The sequence below is a fragment of the Acidobacteriota bacterium genome (genome assembly GCA_040752675.1).
Classification (GTDB): domain Bacteria; phylum Acidobacteriota; class Polarisedimenticolia; order JBFMGF01; family JBFMGF01; genus JBFMGF01.
In genome coordinates, this window is sequence record JBFMGF010000042.1 from 14,962 (window position 1) to 31,519 (window position 16,558).

General features: G+C 48.5%; 14 protein-coding genes and 7 tRNA genes. 5 read left to right on the forward strand and 16 right to left on the reverse strand.

Annotated elements, in window-relative coordinates; translation table 11 throughout:
* Positions 1–4 precede the first annotated feature (4 nt).
* The 14 genes from tig to AB1756_04270 form a co-directional block, all read right to left on the reverse strand.
* Entirely contained in the window at positions 5–1,438 is a 1,434-nt protein-coding gene (gene tig, locus AB1756_04205; GenBank protein MEW5806540.1) for a trigger factor, read from the reverse strand.
* Between the two features lie 52 nt (positions 1,439–1,490).
* A tRNA-Leu gene (locus AB1756_04210) sits at positions 1,491–1,573 on the reverse strand.
* An 84-nt stretch (positions 1,574–1,657) separates the two neighbouring features.
* A tRNA-Lys gene (locus AB1756_04215) sits at positions 1,658–1,733 on the reverse strand.
* 11 nt (positions 1,734–1,744) lie between these two features.
* Positions 1,745–1,822 (reverse strand) — tRNA-Arg (locus tag AB1756_04220).
* A gap of 232 nt (positions 1,823–2,054) precedes the next feature.
* A complete protein-coding gene (locus tag AB1756_04225) occupies positions 2,055–2,885 on the reverse strand; it encodes a hypothetical protein (protein MEW5806541.1) in 831 nt (276 codons plus the stop codon).
* A complete protein-coding gene (locus AB1756_04230; GenBank protein ID MEW5806542.1) occupies positions 2,885–5,026 on the reverse strand; it encodes a hypothetical protein in 2,142 nt (713 codons plus the stop codon). The genes AB1756_04225 and AB1756_04230 overlap by 1 nt, the downstream gene beginning before the upstream one ends.
* An 824-nt stretch (positions 5,027–5,850) precedes the next feature.
* Positions 5,851–5,926 (reverse strand) — tRNA-His (locus AB1756_04235).
* Between the two features lie 167 nt (positions 5,927–6,093).
* A tRNA-Arg gene (locus AB1756_04240) sits at positions 6,094–6,170 on the reverse strand.
* Positions 6,171–6,304: 134 nt separating this feature from the next.
* Positions 6,305–6,380, reverse strand: a tRNA-Arg gene (locus AB1756_04245).
* 6 nt (positions 6,381–6,386) lie between these two features.
* Positions 6,387–6,463: transfer RNA gene (locus tag AB1756_04250), tRNA-Pro, on the reverse strand.
* Positions 6,464–6,585: 122 nt separating this feature from the next.
* On the reverse strand, positions 6,586–7,371 hold the full coding sequence (locus AB1756_04255) for an MBL fold metallo-hydrolase (GenBank protein ID MEW5806543.1): 786 nt from the start codon (positions 7,369–7,371) through the stop codon (positions 6,586–6,588).
* 57 nt (positions 7,372–7,428) lie between these two features.
* On the reverse strand, positions 7,429–8,442 hold the full coding sequence (gene rfbB, locus AB1756_04260; GenBank protein ID MEW5806544.1) for a dTDP-glucose 4,6-dehydratase: 1,014 nt from the start codon (positions 8,440–8,442) through the stop codon (positions 7,429–7,431).
* Positions 8,443–8,461: 19 nt separating this feature from the next.
* Positions 8,462–8,917: a dTDP-4-dehydrorhamnose 3,5-epimerase family protein gene (locus AB1756_04265; GenBank protein MEW5806545.1), complete on the reverse strand. Its 456-nt coding sequence runs from the start codon at positions 8,915–8,917 to the stop codon at positions 8,462–8,464.
* Between the two features lie 13 nt (positions 8,918–8,930).
* Complete coding sequence (locus AB1756_04270) at positions 8,931–9,659, reverse strand: sugar phosphate nucleotidyltransferase (GenBank protein MEW5806546.1); 729 nt, start codon at positions 9,657–9,659, stop codon at positions 8,931–8,933.
* A 263-nt stretch (positions 9,660–9,922) separates the two neighbouring features.
* On the opposite strand from AB1756_04270, the gene AB1756_04275 reads away from it, so the two are divergent.
* The gene (locus tag AB1756_04275) at positions 9,923–11,011 is read left to right on the forward strand and encodes a DUF933 domain-containing protein (GenBank protein MEW5806547.1); all 1,089 of its coding nucleotides are present in this window, start codon (positions 9,923–9,925) and stop codon (positions 11,009–11,011) included.
* A gap of 163 nt (positions 11,012–11,174) precedes the next feature.
* Here AB1756_04275 and selA read toward each other — a convergent pair whose 3' ends face one another.
* Positions 11,175–12,593 (reverse strand): L-seryl-tRNA(Sec) selenium transferase, encoded by a 1,419-nt coding sequence (selA, locus tag AB1756_04280; GenBank protein ID MEW5806548.1) that lies wholly within the window; start codon positions 12,591–12,593, stop codon positions 11,175–11,177.
* 147 nt (positions 12,594–12,740) lie between these two features.
* Between selA and AB1756_04285 the strand changes: the two genes are divergently transcribed.
* Genes AB1756_04285 through purH form a run of 4 tightly spaced genes read left to right on the forward strand, consistent with a single transcriptional unit; the run spans position 12,741 to position 16,261 of the window.
* Complete coding sequence (locus tag AB1756_04285; protein MEW5806549.1) at positions 12,741–13,325, forward strand: MXAN_5187 C-terminal domain-containing protein; 585 nt, start codon at positions 12,741–12,743, stop codon at positions 13,323–13,325.
* A 1-nt stretch (position 13,326) separates the two neighbouring features.
* Positions 13,327–13,914, forward strand: a complete 588-nt coding sequence (locus AB1756_04290; protein ID MEW5806550.1) for a tetratricopeptide repeat protein — start codon at positions 13,327–13,329, stop codon at positions 13,912–13,914.
* An 11-nt stretch (positions 13,915–13,925) separates the two neighbouring features.
* Positions 13,926–14,687, forward strand: a complete 762-nt coding sequence (locus AB1756_04295) for a hypothetical protein (protein ID MEW5806551.1) — start codon at positions 13,926–13,928, stop codon at positions 14,685–14,687.
* The gene (gene purH, locus AB1756_04300) at positions 14,684–16,261 is read left to right on the forward strand and encodes a bifunctional phosphoribosylaminoimidazolecarboxamide formyltransferase/IMP cyclohydrolase (GenBank protein MEW5806552.1); all 1,578 of its coding nucleotides are present in this window, start codon (positions 14,684–14,686) and stop codon (positions 16,259–16,261) included. Before AB1756_04295 ends, purH begins: the two co-directional genes overlap by 4 nt.
* A gap of 31 nt (positions 16,262–16,292) precedes the next feature.
* On the opposite strand, the gene AB1756_04305 is transcribed toward purH, so the two are convergent.
* The coding region (locus AB1756_04305) for a tetratricopeptide repeat protein (protein MEW5806553.1) at positions 16,293–16,558 on the reverse strand (266 nt) is incomplete at its 5' end.

Genomic DNA, 16,558 nt, shown 5'->3' on the forward strand with positions numbered 1-16,558 from the left:
CTCGTTACGTAATATTAGCATTCGAGAACAAAAAGTCAAGCGCCTTCTCCCGGAGGATTTGCTCCTGGATATGCTGTAAATCCTCTGTGGACAGGCGATTCCTCATCTCCTCGAATGTAGTTCCATGAGCCGCGGCATCAATCCTGATCCTCTCATCGATTTCTGCTTCTTGCACTTCGATCTTTTCCTGGGCCGCGATTGTAGAAAGGATCAACTTGCCTTTGACATCTCTCTTCGCTGGTTCCATATGCTTTTCCCTGATCTCCTTCCAGTTGACATCCGCCTTAGCGGGATTGATCCCTCTCGCAAACATCTCGCGGACGATCCCCTCCATCCTGATGTTGAGTTGATCTTCCACCATCACCTCGGGAATTTCAAAATCGTTCGCATCGATGAGAGTATTGAGCATTTCATTTTTCAATGTAATTTCTCGCTCATCGCTCTTCCTACGGAGCATCCTCTCTCTGATGAGTGCCCTGAACTCCTCCAGTCTCTCAACGCGCTTTTCCTTTGGTTCTCTCCCTTCCTCTACTTTCTCTTTTCCTTCTTTTTCTTCCCCTTCTTTCTCTCTTCCCACTTTTTCTAAATGTTCTCCCTCAATCCTGTGATCGTGAGCGTAGTAAGTTGCGTAAGCATTCCTGGCAAAGTCATCGTTCAGTTCGGGAAGGACCTTGACCTTGATCTCCTTCAGGGTCATTCTGTAATGGACCTTCTTTGCCGCAAGGTTCTTCGCATAGTAGTTCTCGGGATACTCAACGTCGAACTCCCTCTCTTCCCCCTTCCTCATCCCGACCAGGTTACGGTTGAATTCAGGAAGGTTATCCTCGGAGCCCACGACGATGGGAAGGTTCTCTTCCTTCATCTCTCCTTTCATCTTCTCTTTCTTCGTCTCTCTCTTTGCTTCTTCCTTCCCCCCAGTAATGGTTCCTTCCAGCCTGACGATGACGTAATCACCTTCGGAAGCCGACTCCTTGTCCGCAACCTCATATTTTGCGAAAGATTCGCGCAGCGAGTTAATGATCCGATCGACCTCTTCCTCTTCGAGGCTTATCTTCCGGTCCGTGACCGTCATCCCTTTGTAGTTCTCAAGCTTGATGTCCGGCTGAATTTCGAAAAGGACCATGAATTTGAGCGGTTCTCCTTCCTTCTGCGTGTATTCCTCGAGGATGGGATTATGCAGGGGGACGATGGATCTCTCATTAACCGCCTTCCTGAAATTCTCGGAGATGATCTTCTCTTTAAGCTCCTCCTCGATCTCTTTTGCAAATCGTGCCTTGATGACAGAGCGGGGGGCCTTGCCGGGACGAAATCCCGGAATCTTTGCCTTTCTTGCAAATTCCCGCTCAAGGCCGTTCCTCTCCTCGGTCACGATTTCGTTCTCGATCTCGAAGGCAAGTTTCTTCTTGCAGGACGAAACATCGATCAGTTCAACTTTCATCAATGACTTTCTTATCTATCTGCCAATCTTTAAAGATTAATATCGCAAGAAGTGGTGCGAAAGGGGGGAGTCGAACCCCCACGGTTGCCCAATGGATCCTAAGTCCATCGCGTCTGCCAGTTCCGCCACTTTCGCACGATAGAGTTCTTCAAAAAACCCTTGTGATCCGAAACTCTCATTACCTCGCTTGCAATCGCAACAGGATCCGTGCGAGAAATCTGGTGAGCCGCGAAGGAATCGAACCTTCAACCCGCAGATTAAGAGTCTGCTGCTCTACCGATTGAGCTAGCGGCCCATCTTTTCTCATGGCACGCCCGGTAGGATTCGAACCTACGACCTGCGGATTCGAAGTCCACTGCTCTATCCGGACTGAGCTACGGGCGCAAAACTTTGAGAGCTTTAATTTATTATAGGTTGCAATCAGTGTCAATGTGATGCAAGAAAATTGCTTGATGAGCGGAGGAATTTCTACCAGCGACTTTTTAAATTAATTTAAGGACTCCCTTAATAAATGATATAAGCACCAAAGATAAGCATCAAAATCATGTGCGATGAGGAAGAGATAAAGGCAATAAAAATGCTGATAAATTCTATGTTTGGGCAATCACTCTGTTTGCTAGTATGGCGTGTTGTTCGTTTCCAAGAGAGTTTTAGCTAAATCTCGATATTTATAATTATAATCTGCTGCTAACGCTTTTAGTGTTTCAATCTTGCCCATTCTTTTCAGTGCACGCAACGCCCATCCGAAATTTTCTGAGTCGCGCGCATAGCGAAGGAGCGTTTTTTCATCTTCAGAGAGCTGCGCGATATAGATAGGAAGCCATCGCCAGTATTTAGCATAATTCGGTCCTTTCTCTGAAGCTAGATTCTGTAATGCCGCAAGGGCAGGTCGGTAATTACAAATTGAAATCACTTCTATTGCGCGCTCTTGAATAGAGCGCACTCTTTGTATGTTGGTTGCTGGAACTGCTGGTGGGTTCATCAGGAAGTTCACAACCTCAGGGAGGAATTCTAGGTCGCCGATGCTAGCAAGTTCAGTGCTGATATGTATCTTCGTTAGATAATCTGTATCAGGTTCAACTCGCCATTCTCTATAAAGACCACTCGCTGTGCGTACATCTATTTCCCGAATAAGATCAATAACCCATCGCCCTTGGCTGGGAGCCTTTGTCTTTAATGGCCAGAGCTTGCTATTTTGCAAACCATGATTAAAGATCTCAACAAGACATGGAAGAACTTCTTTGCCGCGTTGTAACAGTGTTCTCCTTGCCCAATCAAGTTCCTCATTGTCCTCACTTCTGACTAATCCCAAGCCATAGACATTATTGATGAAGTAATTAAGCGCTTTTTTCGTTTCAGCGTCCAGATTGTCGCATGATTGGGGATATGTCGGTGTCTGACATGATATTAAAAGAGATGTTATTATGATGCTCAGTACCCAATGCATTAAAATAACTCCACAAAAATTGATCCATCTGGGCTAGTCCTCATATTTTCACACTCGCTACCAGCTCCATTAGTGAGCGAGTATCGCTGTAAGCACCCAGTGCCGTGCATGAGGTAAAACCTATCAGGATCTGTCTCCAAACACCCTGCGCCTCGATGCTCATCCGTGTATCCAGGTTGAACGTATTGATCCAATAAGAAATGACCAAGCTCGTGGGCAACTGTGTTATCTATCGCTCCTCCGGAAAGAGATTCTCCTGGATTCATCGCGCTAAAACGCGCTATCATAATTCCTCCCTCGGTCTGGTTGTTGAGCCCAGGGATGCTATCGTTACTGTAAGCCCTCCCATTTAGATCAGCATTTATGTAGTTCGGAGGTGGTGTAGAGTTCGGCTGAAGAAAGTGATGAATATAGTAGATGTTAATAACAAGTGGATCGGTAGCGCGTTGTGTTGCCAAGACCGTTTGCTCTTGAGCAGTTAGCGTAGCACTTCGATTGCTTTCCACAGATCCGTCTCCAACGTTCGGGTCAGGAATAAAGAGTATTCGTTCGACTACAATATCTAAGTGGCATTGAGAGAAGATTGTACGCATTTGTTCTATGTCCCGTTTTACACGTCGCTCAAATTCCGCTTGTGAAGTCTGAATCCCGGATGGAGATATCAAGGTTTCATTGAAGACTTTCACATCAACACGCACGGTATCATAAATTCTGAACCTGTAAACCTCCTTCTCGTCCGCAACATACAGCCATGGATTATTAGTGTCAGGATCTCGATCTAGAGCTAGGCCTCGAGGAGACGTAATACCAGAGAGCTTTGTTCTAACGAGCCTGTTGGTGGGGCTAGTCCGAATTCGTAAAATATTATTTCCATCTCGATTTGCCACCCAAAGGGTGTTGTCCTCATCTGTCTCGATCTGGGCCGGATGATTCAATCCATCTGCACTTGTGAATTCTTGAATGAGAGTCTTTGCTCCACTGTAATGCTTAATCTTGCTCTGAGCAGTGAAGAAAAACTCACCTGCCGTGTTAAACGTGAACCCAGCGGGACGCGATGCGGCAGCAGAATCTCCGCCGAGACCAAGGTTTGTTAGCCATTGCGTATCAAGCCCCGCACCATTAGCCTTCTTTCTAATGCGATCTCCCCAGTGATCCAATAGGAAAATCCATCCATTATTTGCACCGCTTTTATCGTACGCCAAAGCTCGAGGATCAACAGGGTCGCTGCTTCCTTGTCCAGAAGTGCCCCACGTTGTGTAAGTGCAAGAGGAGGGTTCCAGTTCCCGAACAGTTCCTGCATTGCTCGACGACCAAGTATCGTTGCCAAACATGAATCGACCATTTTCATTTTTTGGAAGGCCAACAGGATTTGCGAATGTGGTACAAGTAGAAGCAGCGCTGCTAAGGAAGCTTATCTTCCAGATGCGGTCACTAGCACCCTGATCACACGCAAAAATATTATGATCAGCATCCACGTTGACATGTGCAAGAAGCTCCTTAGCTGGATTCGATCGTAAACCTACAGCAAACAACTTCCGCTGTGCTGTGGATTGGCCATTGGGAGAAACAACAATGATGTTTCCCGAAATTGAGTGGACTGGTACCTCAGCTTGGATTTGGGTTGAACTGCATGTTAGCAGCGTCGCCGACAAACCACCTTCATAGTATACTGAATTATTGTTGCATACCTGGTCAAACCCTACTCCATCGATAATGAGATCATCGTCTTCATAGATACCGGTCCCTGCAGCAGCTTGAATGGAATACACTTGTGTGGGTGAGTTTGCATCTGATACAAGATAATAGTAAGTCTTCCCATCATTTAGCACAGGATCATTGACAGGCCCACTTGGCGTGCTTCTCGTTACATATGTAAGATTCGTTGGGGCAAGGAAATTTTTAGACTCACTGCGTTCTACCGCAAAGGGAGTCATCCCATCTGACCAATTCAAGACCACATTACCGCCGGGTACATCCTTACTGATGGAAAGTGTTTGAACTTCAGGAGGCGGAGCTACTGGATTTTCTTCTGCAAAAACTATGCATGAGAACAGCTGGTTCAACATAAGAACGACAAACGCCAATGCGATAAGTTGTAATTTTCTCTGAGCACCTTTTAAGCTCTTTTCAACAACTTCCATGTAGCTCCTCCGGGGAGCAATTGAAAATATTTACGAATTACTTACACGCAATTTCAAAAATGAGTCTTTTGAATTATGCACGCAAATTAGATGATGTTAAAGTTGTGATCTCCACTATCTGATCAATAAGCAAATGAACTTTAAATCAAATATTTTATACTTCAATATCTTGGAGCAGTCAAGAATTAATTGGCAACGTTCAAAAGTTGTGGCATATGTCAGCAAGAATGAAAATTTATCCTGTTTTGCAACCTCAAGATTTTTCGAGATTTATAGGATGAATTTCTCATAACACCATAAGCAGGAAATTTAGAGTTCATGGATCATAGCAATTATTTGTTCAGACAGAAACTATGATGAGATTCATAAGCCTTTTGTTTATAAAGAGTTGTTGTGCATACTGCCGCTCTGTGGATAACTCTCCGAGAGTTACCCACATCGCTTGGACAACTCTTTCAGAGTTGCCCACAGTATTCACAACTCTGCTGCTGATGAATAACATATTGATTTTCCTTAATGTTATAGATTCGTATGCCCTTGTTTAAAATTTGTAGCATGTCAAGACTTTTGAACGATACTAATTAATTTGGTCAAATCAGCGCAAACGCAAAGTTAGAACTCTTATTTTCAAAAAATGGTGTCCACACGGTGTCCAAGATAGCCCTAAATAGACCTGAATAGACCTGACAGAAACTAAATCAGAAACAATGGTAAGCGACAGAAAGAAAAAGGGATTCACGTATTTTCAATGATTTACGTGAACCCCCTTGATCGGTTTCGAAGTCCACTGCTCTATCCTGACTGAGCTACGGGCGCAAAAAATATGGGGTGAGTGATGGGATTCGAACCCACGACAACTGGAGCCACAGTCCAGGGCTCTACCAGCTGAGCTACACTCACCATAATCCCTAACTGATAACTCTAATTTACAATGAACGAAAGCCAATTTCAATTATGCAAACGCCGGCTGCCAAGTAAATCCTCGCTTGACTGAAAGCCGAGTGATGATTGCCAGCTGAAGCAGCCATGATTTCTTCTCGCATAATCAATCCAAACACAAGCTAAAGTGGCACGCCTGGAGGGATTCGAACCCCCGACCCTCTGCTTAGAAGGCAGATGCTCTCTCCTACTGAGCTACAGGCGCACTAAGCGGAGTTATTGTAGGTTTCATGAAAATCATTGTCAAGGCAATGATTTTCCACTATTGAAAATTGAATTTAAAAGTAAGAGCAATCATGGATCAAGAAGAAGTTGAACGATTGTAAATAGAAAAAGAAATGGCGCGCCTGAGAGGATTTGAACCTCCGACACCCGGCTCCGGAGGCCGATGCTCTATCCACTGAGCTACAGGCGCGCATCATGGTCGGGGCGAGAGGATTTGAACCTCCGACCCCTTGCGCCCAAGGCAAGTGCGCTACCAGGCTGCGCCACGCCCCGATCCGATAATTTGTTACAAATATACTTCTTCTTAACAATTTTTGCATTATAAGTAATCATGCTGAGAGCGTCAAGCAATACTAGGATATCGGTATCGCTCAGAACTAAGAGATGACGCAAAGCTACAGAGCCATGGAAAGACCGTCGGATGCGGCGATGATCTCAATTCCGGTCTCATCGCTCATCCTCTGAGCCATCTCCCAGGGCTTCGCCTTCAGGAGGGTCATGCCAAAGTGTGTCAGCACCACCTTTTTCGGTTTGATCGCCAGGACGATCTTCTTCGCGTCGTCCAGGCTGAGGTGAGGGATCTCCGTTCGCGGAATTCCCAGCCTGTCATATGTGGAAGCGCGAACTACGTTGATGACAAGAATGTCCGAATCCTCAAAATTCTCGATCAAGCCAGGGAAAAATTTTGTGTCAACGATGAAGGAAAGTTTCTGGCTTTTCAGATCGAATTTCATCCCGTAGGTCTGAACGTTGTGATCGAGATTGATGGAGGTCATAAATGAAAGGTCTCCGAGGCAATAGGAGCGGTCTTCCTCCAGCATTACGATCTCCTGGAGGAAGCTGCGCAGGTAGTTCAGGACAATGGCATTCTCTCCGTGGAGGCACTCCGGAGGTGCGAAGAGAACGCCTCTCTTTTTCAACCCCCCTTCCGTCATGGCATCTATAAGGATGTTGACATCGTTCGTGTGATCGATGTGGAGATGGCTCAGGATGACGGCATCAAGGGCAGCCACATCGATCTTCGGCTTCGAAGCTGCGCAGCGGACGAGTGTTCCGGGACCGGGATCCAGGATGATCTTCTTGCCTTTCAGATTCAAAAAGACGCCCGCCGAGGATCGCAACTGCTTCGCCACGACATAGCGCGCTCCTGCTGTCCCAAGAAATTTAATGAAATCCGCCATCCCTGATTCCAAATTATAACGGAAAACTTAGAACGACTTCCAATTGTTCTGTTTGCTTTAATCTTTGAATCGTCTGTATGCTTCGCGGCGGGCGACAAGGTAGTCGCCGCTGATGATCCGCCGCCACCAGGTCTCGTTCTGCCTGTACCATGCGATGGTCCTCTTAAGCCCCTCCTCGAACTTGACAGCGGGTTCCCACCCTGTTTCTTTAATGATCTTAGAAAAGTCGATGGCGTATCTTCGGTCATGACCCGGTCTGTCCGCAACATGCTTCAAGAGCGATTCATCCCGCCCGGTAATCTTCAGTATCTTTTTCGCCACGTCGATGTTTTTCCTCTCGCAGCCTCCGCCGATGTTGTAAACTTCTCCTTCTTTTCCCTCTTCCAGGACCTTGAGGATCGCCTCGCAGTTGTCCTCGACGTAGAGCCAGTCGCGCACGTAGAGGCCATCTCCGTAAATCGGGAGAGGCTTCCCCTGGAATGCGTTCGTGACCATCAGCGGGATGAACTTCTCCGGGAACTGATAGGGGCCGTAATTGTTGGAGGACCTTGTGATGATGATGGGTAATCGATAGGTCTTGAAATAAGCCCGAGCTATCAGATCCGCCGCTGCCTTGCTTGCCGAATATGGTGAACTGGGAGCCATAGGATGATCTTCCCCGAATTTCTTCCTTCCCGCTATCGATCCGTAAACCTCATCGGTGGAGATATGGATGAAGCGGTCGATCTTTCGTCTCCTCGCCTCCTCCATCAGATTTTGCGAGCCTATGACATTCGTCCTGAGGAACGGGTCAGCATCCTCGATGCTTCTATCAACGTGTGACTCTGCTGCAAAGTTTACGACGGCGTCAATCCTCTCTGAGAAGATCGCCGATACAGTTTTCTTATCCGCGATGTCTCCCCTGACGAAGCGATAGCCGGGATGCTTTTCTACCGACTTCAGGTTCTCAGGATTTCCTGAATAAGTAAGCAGGTCGAAGTTAATAATCTTGAAGCTTGGCCTCTTCCTCAAGAGGTAGTGGATGAAGTTTGCTCCTATGAATCCGCAGCCTCCCGTGATTAATACTTTCAATCGTCACCTCACAGAATATTCACCTGTCTTTCCTCTGCCAGTTGTAGGGGATCTCATCTGAGTGAGGCTCCAATCTCTGCTCGTCGGGGTCCTTGTAGTCATAGGGTTCCGTCGGGATGTTCATCGCGATGACCTCTTCTTCCGAGACCGCCTTGAATCCATGATAGACTCCGGCTGGAATCTGGATGAGAATGGGGTTGTACTCTCCAACATAAAACTCATTGATATGCCCGTTTGTCTTCGAATCAGGGCGCGCGTCGAACAGGACAAATTTAACCATCCCCTTGATCACGGTGAAATTGTCCGTCTGCTTCTTATGCTTATGCCAGGCTTTTACGACACCGTGATACGCCGTTGTAACGTATACCTGCCCGAATTTTAAAAAGAGCTGGTCGTCGCACCTCAAAATTTCCATCAATCTGCCTCTCTCATCGGGAATGATCTTAAGATTCTTGACCTTGACCCCTTCTATCATAACTTCTCCTCATTTAGATCTTATTGGCGCCTCCTCCTGCGACGAGCTTGTTGGCTCGGTGAAGAGATTCAAAGGTCCCCGCATCTGTCCACCAGCCGTCTAGTATCTCGTAGGTCATCTCCCCTCTCTCAATGTACGCGTTATTCACGTCGGTGATCTCGAGCTCGCCGCGAGCCGATGGTTTCAGTCCTTTGATGATTTCAAAGACACGCGAATCGTAAAAGTAAATTCCGGTTACGGCATAATTAGACTTCGGCAACTTTGGCTTCTCTTCGACGGTGATGATCCTGTTGCCTTCTAAAACGGGAACGCCGAACCGTTCTGGGTCCGGGATCTCCTTCAACATGATCTTCGCCCCCCTCTCCTGCTCTTCGAAGTTCTCCGCAGCTTTCCTCACATTCTTCTCTATGACATTGTCCCCGAGTACAACACAGATCTTTTCCCTGTCGGCAAAATGCTCCGCAAGGCGAAGGGCGTCGGCTATCCCTCCCTCACCCTGCTGATATGTGTAGTTGATGTGCTTGAGCCCGAACTCGGCGCCATTCCCGAGAAGCCTCAGGAAATCTCCAGCGTTGTTTCCCCCGGTCACGAGGAGAATATCGTTGATTCCTATGTTAAGTAGCATCTCTATCGGATAATAGATCATTGGCTTGTTATATATTGGAAGGAGATGTTTGTTCGTAACCTTTGTGAGGGGATAAAGTCTCGTCCCGAGCCCTCCCGCCAGAATAACACCTTTCATAATCTCTCCTGCCTATTAGAAGCGATCACATCCGAAGACTGTCCCTCTCTTCATTAAGAACGACGATTGCCCGGATCGCCGAGGCATGTTTTCCAAGAAATATTCGACAAAATTCTACAGTCTTGCCTCTTTTCATGCAATAGATTTCTTGCCAAGTATTAATGCATTAGCGATGAGAGTTGAACTGGCAAGGTTCTGGATCGCAGAAAGATATTTCATCGGCAGACAGGGGGAAGTGCTAAAATAGGCACCAAGGTGAGACGATGAAGATCGGGATCTTTGGTTTTCCGATGGTCGGAAAGACGACCCTCTTCAACATCCTGACAGGAGCCCACACCGACACGACGAAACATGCCTTTACTGGGAAAGCAGAAGTCCATATCGGCATCTCCAGGGTGTATGATCCCAGGCTCGACACCCTCTCCTGCATGCTCAAGCCCAAAAAGACTACATTTGCGACTCTTGAGTTCATCGACCTCGGGCAGATCAAGAGAGAAGAAGAAAAGGAGAGCTTCCTGCTCAACGAGCTGAAGAGCGTTGCCGCTCTGATCCACGTCGTGCGCGGGTTCCACGATGAGACGATCCCCCATTCCCAGAAGGAGATCAGTCCGGCAAAGGACATCAGGACGATGGAAGCGGAGCTGATCCTGTCGGATGCCATCATCGCCGAGAACAGGATTCACAGGCTGGAATCGAGCATCAAGAGGAGCCATAAAGAGGAAGAGATAAAAGAGCTGGAATTGGTGAAGAAATGCTATGAATTCCTTCAGAAGGAGATGCCGCTTCGGGAACTGCCTCTCAGCGAAGAAGAGGAAAAGAAGCTAAAGGGGTTTACGTTCCTGAGCGAGAAGCCGCTTCTCAATGCCATCAACATGGATGAAAAAGATATCCAGAAGATGGGAAGCTATCTTGATTTCCACTCGCTCAAGGATCTTAACGCAAAGCCGAAATTTTTGACGGTACCCTTCTCCGCGAAGATCGAAGCGGAGCTTCTGGAACTTCCTCCGGAAGATGCCACCGCCTTCAAGAGCGAATACGGGATCACCGATTCCTGCCATGAAAGGGTGGTGAATGCAGTTCTCAGGATACTTGACCTCATCACTTTCTTCACCGTCGTCGGGGATGAAACGCGGGGCTGGCTCATCAAAAAGGGAACGCATGCCCTCAGAGCCGCCGGCACAGTACACACCGACATGGAGCGGGGGTTCATCAAAGCGGAGATCGTCCACTACGGCGACTTCATCAGGGAAGGCTCCTTCCATTATGCGAAGGAAAAGGGGCTTCTCAGGCTCGAGGGGAAGGACTACATCGTCCAGGACGGCGACATCATCAACTTCAAATTCAACATCTGAAATCTTCGGAAAAAAATGATCCATTGAGATCTTTGCCGTATCATAATAAAGAGTGCGACGTTGAGAAACAGCTTTCATTGTTTCTCCAGAAAAGGAGATGGACCATGAAATCATTGAATGGGAATATGGATGGAGAATGCGGATCTATTGAAGACAATCCTTTTCAACACAGGTTTGTAAGATCATGCAAGGCTTTCATGAGGCGGGGTTCATGTTCCGGCAGGATGGTTCGAAAATCAAGAAGGTAAGAGCCCTCTTTGATGCGGCCGATAACAGGGGGATCGCTCAGACGCAAGGCTCTCTCGATCTTTTCCGCGGGAAGGTTCCCGCAGGAGACGGCAAGGAGTTTCGTTGGGAGTTCGTTCATCGGGGCCGAGCCGCCACCGATCGTTGAAGCCCCATCAACAAGCTGAAAACTGAGATTCTTCAAGCTTTTTGATGTTTCCTCCATGAATCTGTTTCCCCTCGTTTCGATCTCCCTCTTACTGAGGGAGACCATCTTCAAGGTGGGGATCTCCTCGAACTCCTTTCCCATCACATAGCTGATCAGCGTGCTCTCCAGCAGGGAATTAGTCACTTTGTCGATCCTGAGTGCACGGCTCAATGCATTTTTCTTCAGCTTCCTGATGAGAGCATCCTTCCCTATGATGATTCCTGCTTGAGGTCCGCCAAGGAGCTTATCGCCGCTGAAGCAAACCGCATCGACTTCCTCCCTGAGGATCTCCTGCGCGGTCGGCTCATTCTTGATTCCGTACTTTTTCAGGTTGACGATACAACCGCTCCCCTGGTCCACGACGACCGGGATGCCACGCCTTTTCCCGATGGCGGCAAGCTCGCGGATCGAAACCTCTTCCGTGAACCCGACAATGGCAAAGTTGCTCCGGTGGACCTTCAGGATGAGAGCCGTTTTCTCCGTGATCGCCTTCTCGTAATCGGATGGCCTCGTCTTATTCGTTGTCCCGACTTCTCTCAGCGCGGCTCCGCTCTTTGACATGATCTCCGGAATCCGGAATGAGCCCCCGATCTCAACGAGTTCCCCGCGTGAGACGATGACCTCCCTTCGATAGGCGAGAGTGTTAAGGAGAAGAAGTACCGCAGCCGCATTGTTATTGACGACATGAGAGGAAAAGCCAGGGAACAGAAGAGTAAGGAGTTTTTCTGCCCCTTCTGCTCGCTTTCCCCTCCTCCCCTTCTCGAGGTCATATTCGAGGTTGATGTAAGAGTCAGCCGAATATTTAAGCTTCTCTATGATATCCGCATCGAGCAGGGACCTGCCCAGATTTGTATGAACGATGACGCCGGTTCCGTTGATGACTGGAAAAGTAGATCCCCTCAGAAGGCTGGAGATTCGGCTCTCCACGATAGTCCCGATGCTTTCGTTCATCCTCTCAACGGTAACTGCGTGCATCTTTCCTGCTTTCGCATCCTCTCTTGCCTTTGATAGCACATCCCGGACTACCGTCGTGACTACAGGCCTGCCAAACCTCACGATGAGAGACGAAACATCGCTTCTCTGCAAGATCTTATCGATCTGCGGGATTCTTCTCAGCAGTTCCTTCGCATCCCTTTTTTCTTTCTTCAAGGTCCACTCCCGTTTCGCGACAATTATACTAAATATTAGAGAGGGAAACCTTAAACCCTGAAAGGTAAAGAGGACCGTTCAAAAGCAGTATCGGCGGTTTGATTTTAGTTTTCAAGAATAATATATTTAGATAGAATATTTAAAGTCATGAGTGTTCAGAGCGACCTGGAAAAACTCGAATCGGACATCAGGAACCTAAAGATCCAATACGATATGTTTTTCGCCGGGGCAAGCAAGAAACAGCCCTTCGAGCTGAAGAGAGGAGTGGAGAGCCTCATCAAGAAATATTCCAATTCCGGGACCCTCAGTTATGCCCAGCGCTTTCTCTTCAACTCCCTGGTGAGCCGGTACAACGCCTTTGCAGAGCTATGGTCCAAGATGCTCCGGGATATTGAAGAAAGCGGGAAATTTCACTCCTTCGCCCAGATGCAGGAAAGGGGTGTTGATCCCCGGAACGGCAAGAACTTGGTTGCATCCGAGATCATAGGGGAATCACTGGATGCGGAGAAGCTAAAAACCCTCTATACGAAATATGTCGATGCAAGGAAGAGCACCGGAGAGGATGAGGTCAAGATATCCCTGACAGGGTTTTCGAGACAGCTACTCAAGCAGGCCTGCCTCATCAAGGAAAAATCTAACTGCAACGGCGTCGAGATCAGGATCATAATTGAAAACAAGAAGGTACTGATCAAGGCAAAAGCCATAAAACAAGAACAGGAAACAGGAGAATAAGATGAAACCAAAAAATATATTTGTAGCATTCCTCGCGGCAATGTCAATCACCCTTTTCATTGCCGGTCTCTGTCTGGGGAAGGAGAAGAGGCCTTCCATCATCGACCTCGATCCGACAGCCATGGAGTTCAGAGAACTGATCAATGAGAATCCCCAGGATGCCGTTCTCCTATCCGATTACGCAACCTACTGCGCCCGGAAGGGATGGTATCGGGAGTCACTCAAATACTACAGGAAGGCCCTTCAGATCAGGAGGAAGGACCATATCCTGCATACCAATATCGGTTCGGTTCTGGTCAGGATGGGAAAGAACTCGGCTGCCGCTTCCGCCTTCAAGAAGGCCATTTCAATCGAACCTAATTACGCCATCGCGCATTACAACCTCGGAGCCATCTACGATGCCCAGCAAAAATACGATGCCGCCATCAAGGAATACAAGAGGGCACTCATTCTGGACCCGAGTCTGGCGAATGCTTCCATCAATCCCCTGATCGTGAATAATGCTCATCTCACCGTTCTGAACATGCTCATTTACAACGAGAAGGAGGGAGCCCTGTCTCTGCCCCTGCAGGAAATCAAAGAAGAATAAAGCTGAAATTCATGCAGCCATCACCGCATTCTTGCTTCAGAAAACATCTCATCCTCTCGCTCGCTACCGTCTTTTCAGCATCGGGGATGGTCTGGGGGTTTACCCCTGAATCGAGGTTGACAATCACGCTAAACGCCTTCAAGCTGATGCCACCGTCATTGCGAATCCAACTCGAGAAACATAAGAAGGAATGCCTCCGCGGAGCTCTCGACCCGCTTAACATCGAGGGGGAAGAGGCTCATCATCCCGGGGAAAACGGCAAGTTACTCGCGGAAAGGATCTCCGCGCAGGTCGATAAGATCGTGGGAATGATCGGCCGGCACGAAACCTTCAAGAAGGTCATCTATGAGATGGGGGTCCTATCTCACTATACCGCTGATCTGAATTTTCCTGTCTCGATCAACGGGGAGGGAAAGGAACATTACCTAAATTTTGCAAGATTCTGCTACAGGAAGGAAAAGAAGATCCGGATCGTCTTCTACGGTTTCGAAGATTCTTTCCTTGCGCGGAAGGACATACCTTCCTTTTCATCGGAGGCTATCAGAAGGTCATCATCCAACATCCCCTTTCTCAAGGAGGCCTTCCTGCGAGCCGCTAACGGGTCGGAGACTGAATTCGATGACCGCTCTACTCTATTTGGCGTGGCTGCGCTGAGTTACTCGCATGCCGTCACTGACATCGCCAAGATATGGCTCTATGCCTGGAATGAAGCAAAGGGTGATTTGACGGAAACTCCTCATCTCAGGACACTTCAAGCAAGGGGGAAAATGTGAAGCTGAAAATCCGGAGAGCATTGATCAGCGTTTACGAGAAAGAAGGGATTGCGGAACTGGCGCGAGGACTTCACGCCCTGGGAGTAGAGATCCTTTCCACTGGGGGTACGGCCAGGATGCTTGCGGATAAGGGCATCCCTGTGACAAGGCTTTCCGAATACACAGGTCTTCCAGAGATGCTCGACGGCAGGGTCAAGACGCTTCACCCCAAGATACATGCGGGAATACTCGCTTTGAGAACCAAGAAGAAGCACCTCGCCGATATCAAGAAGCTTGGCGCCAAACCGATTGATCTCGTCGTCGTAAATCTCTACCCCTTCGAGAAAACGGCCAGCATGGAAGGGATCGGGCAGGATGAACTCCTCGAGATGATCGACATTGGAGGACCAACGATGGTCAGGGCAGCCGCCAAGAATTTCAGGCATGCTGTTGTAGTCGTCGATCACAACGACTATCCTTCAATCCTGGAAGCGCTCCGGGAGAGAGGTGACATCCCCATTGAGAAAAAGTGGGAACTCGCCATCAAAGCCTTCCAGCATACGGCCAGCTACGACGCCGCCATATACTCATATCTTTCCAAACTCGACCACACTGGAAAACTTTCCGAGAAGGCTGCTGCTTCGGCATTTCCCGAGAAGCTCATTCTCCAGTATCTGAAAGTCCAGGATCTGAGATACGGAGAAAATCCTCATCAGAAAGGGGCCTTCTACAGGGAGAAGATGGAAAAGGTCCCCACCGTTGCAGGGGCCAGGCAGTTGCAGGGAAAAGAGCTCTCCTTCAATAACATCATGGACTTCGACGCGGCTCTCTCCCTGGTCGCCGAGTTCACAGAACCGGCATGCTGCATCATCAAGCACACCAATCCATGCGGCACCGCCACTGGAAAGAATACGCTAATCGCTTACAGGAAGGCTCTCGAAACCGATCCCATATCCGCCTTCGGCGGCGTAATCGCCTTTAATCGGGAAGTCGATAAGACAACAGCACTGGCGATAGCCCCGAACTTCGTCGAAGGGATCATCGCCCCTTCTTTCAGTGATGAGGCGGTGAACGCCCTGTCCGCGAAGAAGAATCTGAGACTTCTCGAAGCGGGAGATCTTAAGAGCTACAGGAAGATCGGCCTGGACATGAGAAAGATCAACGGAGGCCTCCTGCTTCAAGAATGGGACTTCATCACAGAAGACGTGAGAAAGGCAAAGGTAGTCACGAAGAGGAAACCAACCTCGAAGGAGATGAAGGCTCTCGCCTTTGCCTGGAAGGTCATTAAGCATGTGAAGTCGAACGCCATCGTCTTTACCAGAGAGGACCAGACGGTCTCCGTCGGCGCAGGTCAGATGAGCCGGGTGGACTCCGTGAAGCTCTGCATCAAGAAGGCCTGCATTCCGACGAGAGGGGCTGTTATGGCATCAGATGCCTTTTTCCCTTTCCGGGATGGGATTGATCAGGCAGCCAGGGCAGGGATAACGGCGGTCATCCAGCCCGGAGGATCCATCAGGGATGAAGAAGTCATCAAGGCTGCCGACCAGAAGAAGATTGCCATGCTCTTCACCGGCGTACGGCACTTCAAGCACTAAATGGTCTCTTTCGGAGTTTTGATACTTTTTATCAGTCGGTGAGATTTCGGAATTTCAAGCTGTCGATGTGGTTGATAAAACTGCTGTCCCTCTGATGCGAAAGATACCAGTCGCAGAACTCCTTCTCTCGCTTCGCCCCGGCATCTGACGTGTCGAGGGCGAGGACCTCGTTGAAGCAGTTTCTGGCTTCTATAACATTGCCACCCTGGAGGTGCGAAATCCCAAGATTAAACCAGCTATTGGCGATGTAGCGATCGATGATCGGCTCTCTCCTGGTCTCGGGGAGTCTGTAAAATA

Coding starts and splice junctions, on each gene's coding strand:
- AB1756_04295 (MEW5806551.1), top strand. CDS start 13,926: ATGCAGCCATCACCGCATTCTTGCTTCAGAAAACATCTCATCCTCTCG.
- tig (MEW5806540.1), bottom strand. CDS start 1,438: ATGAAAGTTGAACTGATCGATGTTTCGTCCTGCAAGAAGAAACTTGCC.
- AB1756_04265 (MEW5806545.1), bottom strand. CDS start 8,917: ATGATAGAAGGGGTCAAGGTCAAGAATCTTAAGATCATTCCCGATGAG.
- AB1756_04255 (MEW5806543.1), bottom strand. CDS start 7,371: ATGGCGGATTTCATTAAATTTCTTGGGACAGCAGGAGCGCGCTATGTC.
- AB1756_04290 (MEW5806550.1), top strand. CDS start 13,327: ATGAAACCAAAAAATATATTTGTAGCATTCCTCGCGGCAATGTCAATC.
- AB1756_04270 (MEW5806546.1), bottom strand. CDS start 9,659: ATGAAAGGTGTTATTCTGGCGGGAGGGCTCGGGACGAGACTTTATCCC.
- AB1756_04225 (MEW5806541.1), bottom strand. CDS start 2,885: ATGCATTGGGTACTGAGCATCATAATAACATCTCTTTTAATATCATGT.
- AB1756_04285 (MEW5806549.1), top strand. CDS start 12,741: ATGAGTGTTCAGAGCGACCTGGAAAAACTCGAATCGGACATCAGGAAC.
- AB1756_04230 (MEW5806542.1), bottom strand. CDS start 5,026: ATGGAAGTTGTTGAAAAGAGCTTAAAAGGTGCTCAGAGAAAATTACAA.
- AB1756_04275 (MEW5806547.1), top strand. CDS start 9,923: ATGAAGATCGGGATCTTTGGTTTTCCGATGGTCGGAAAGACGACCCTC.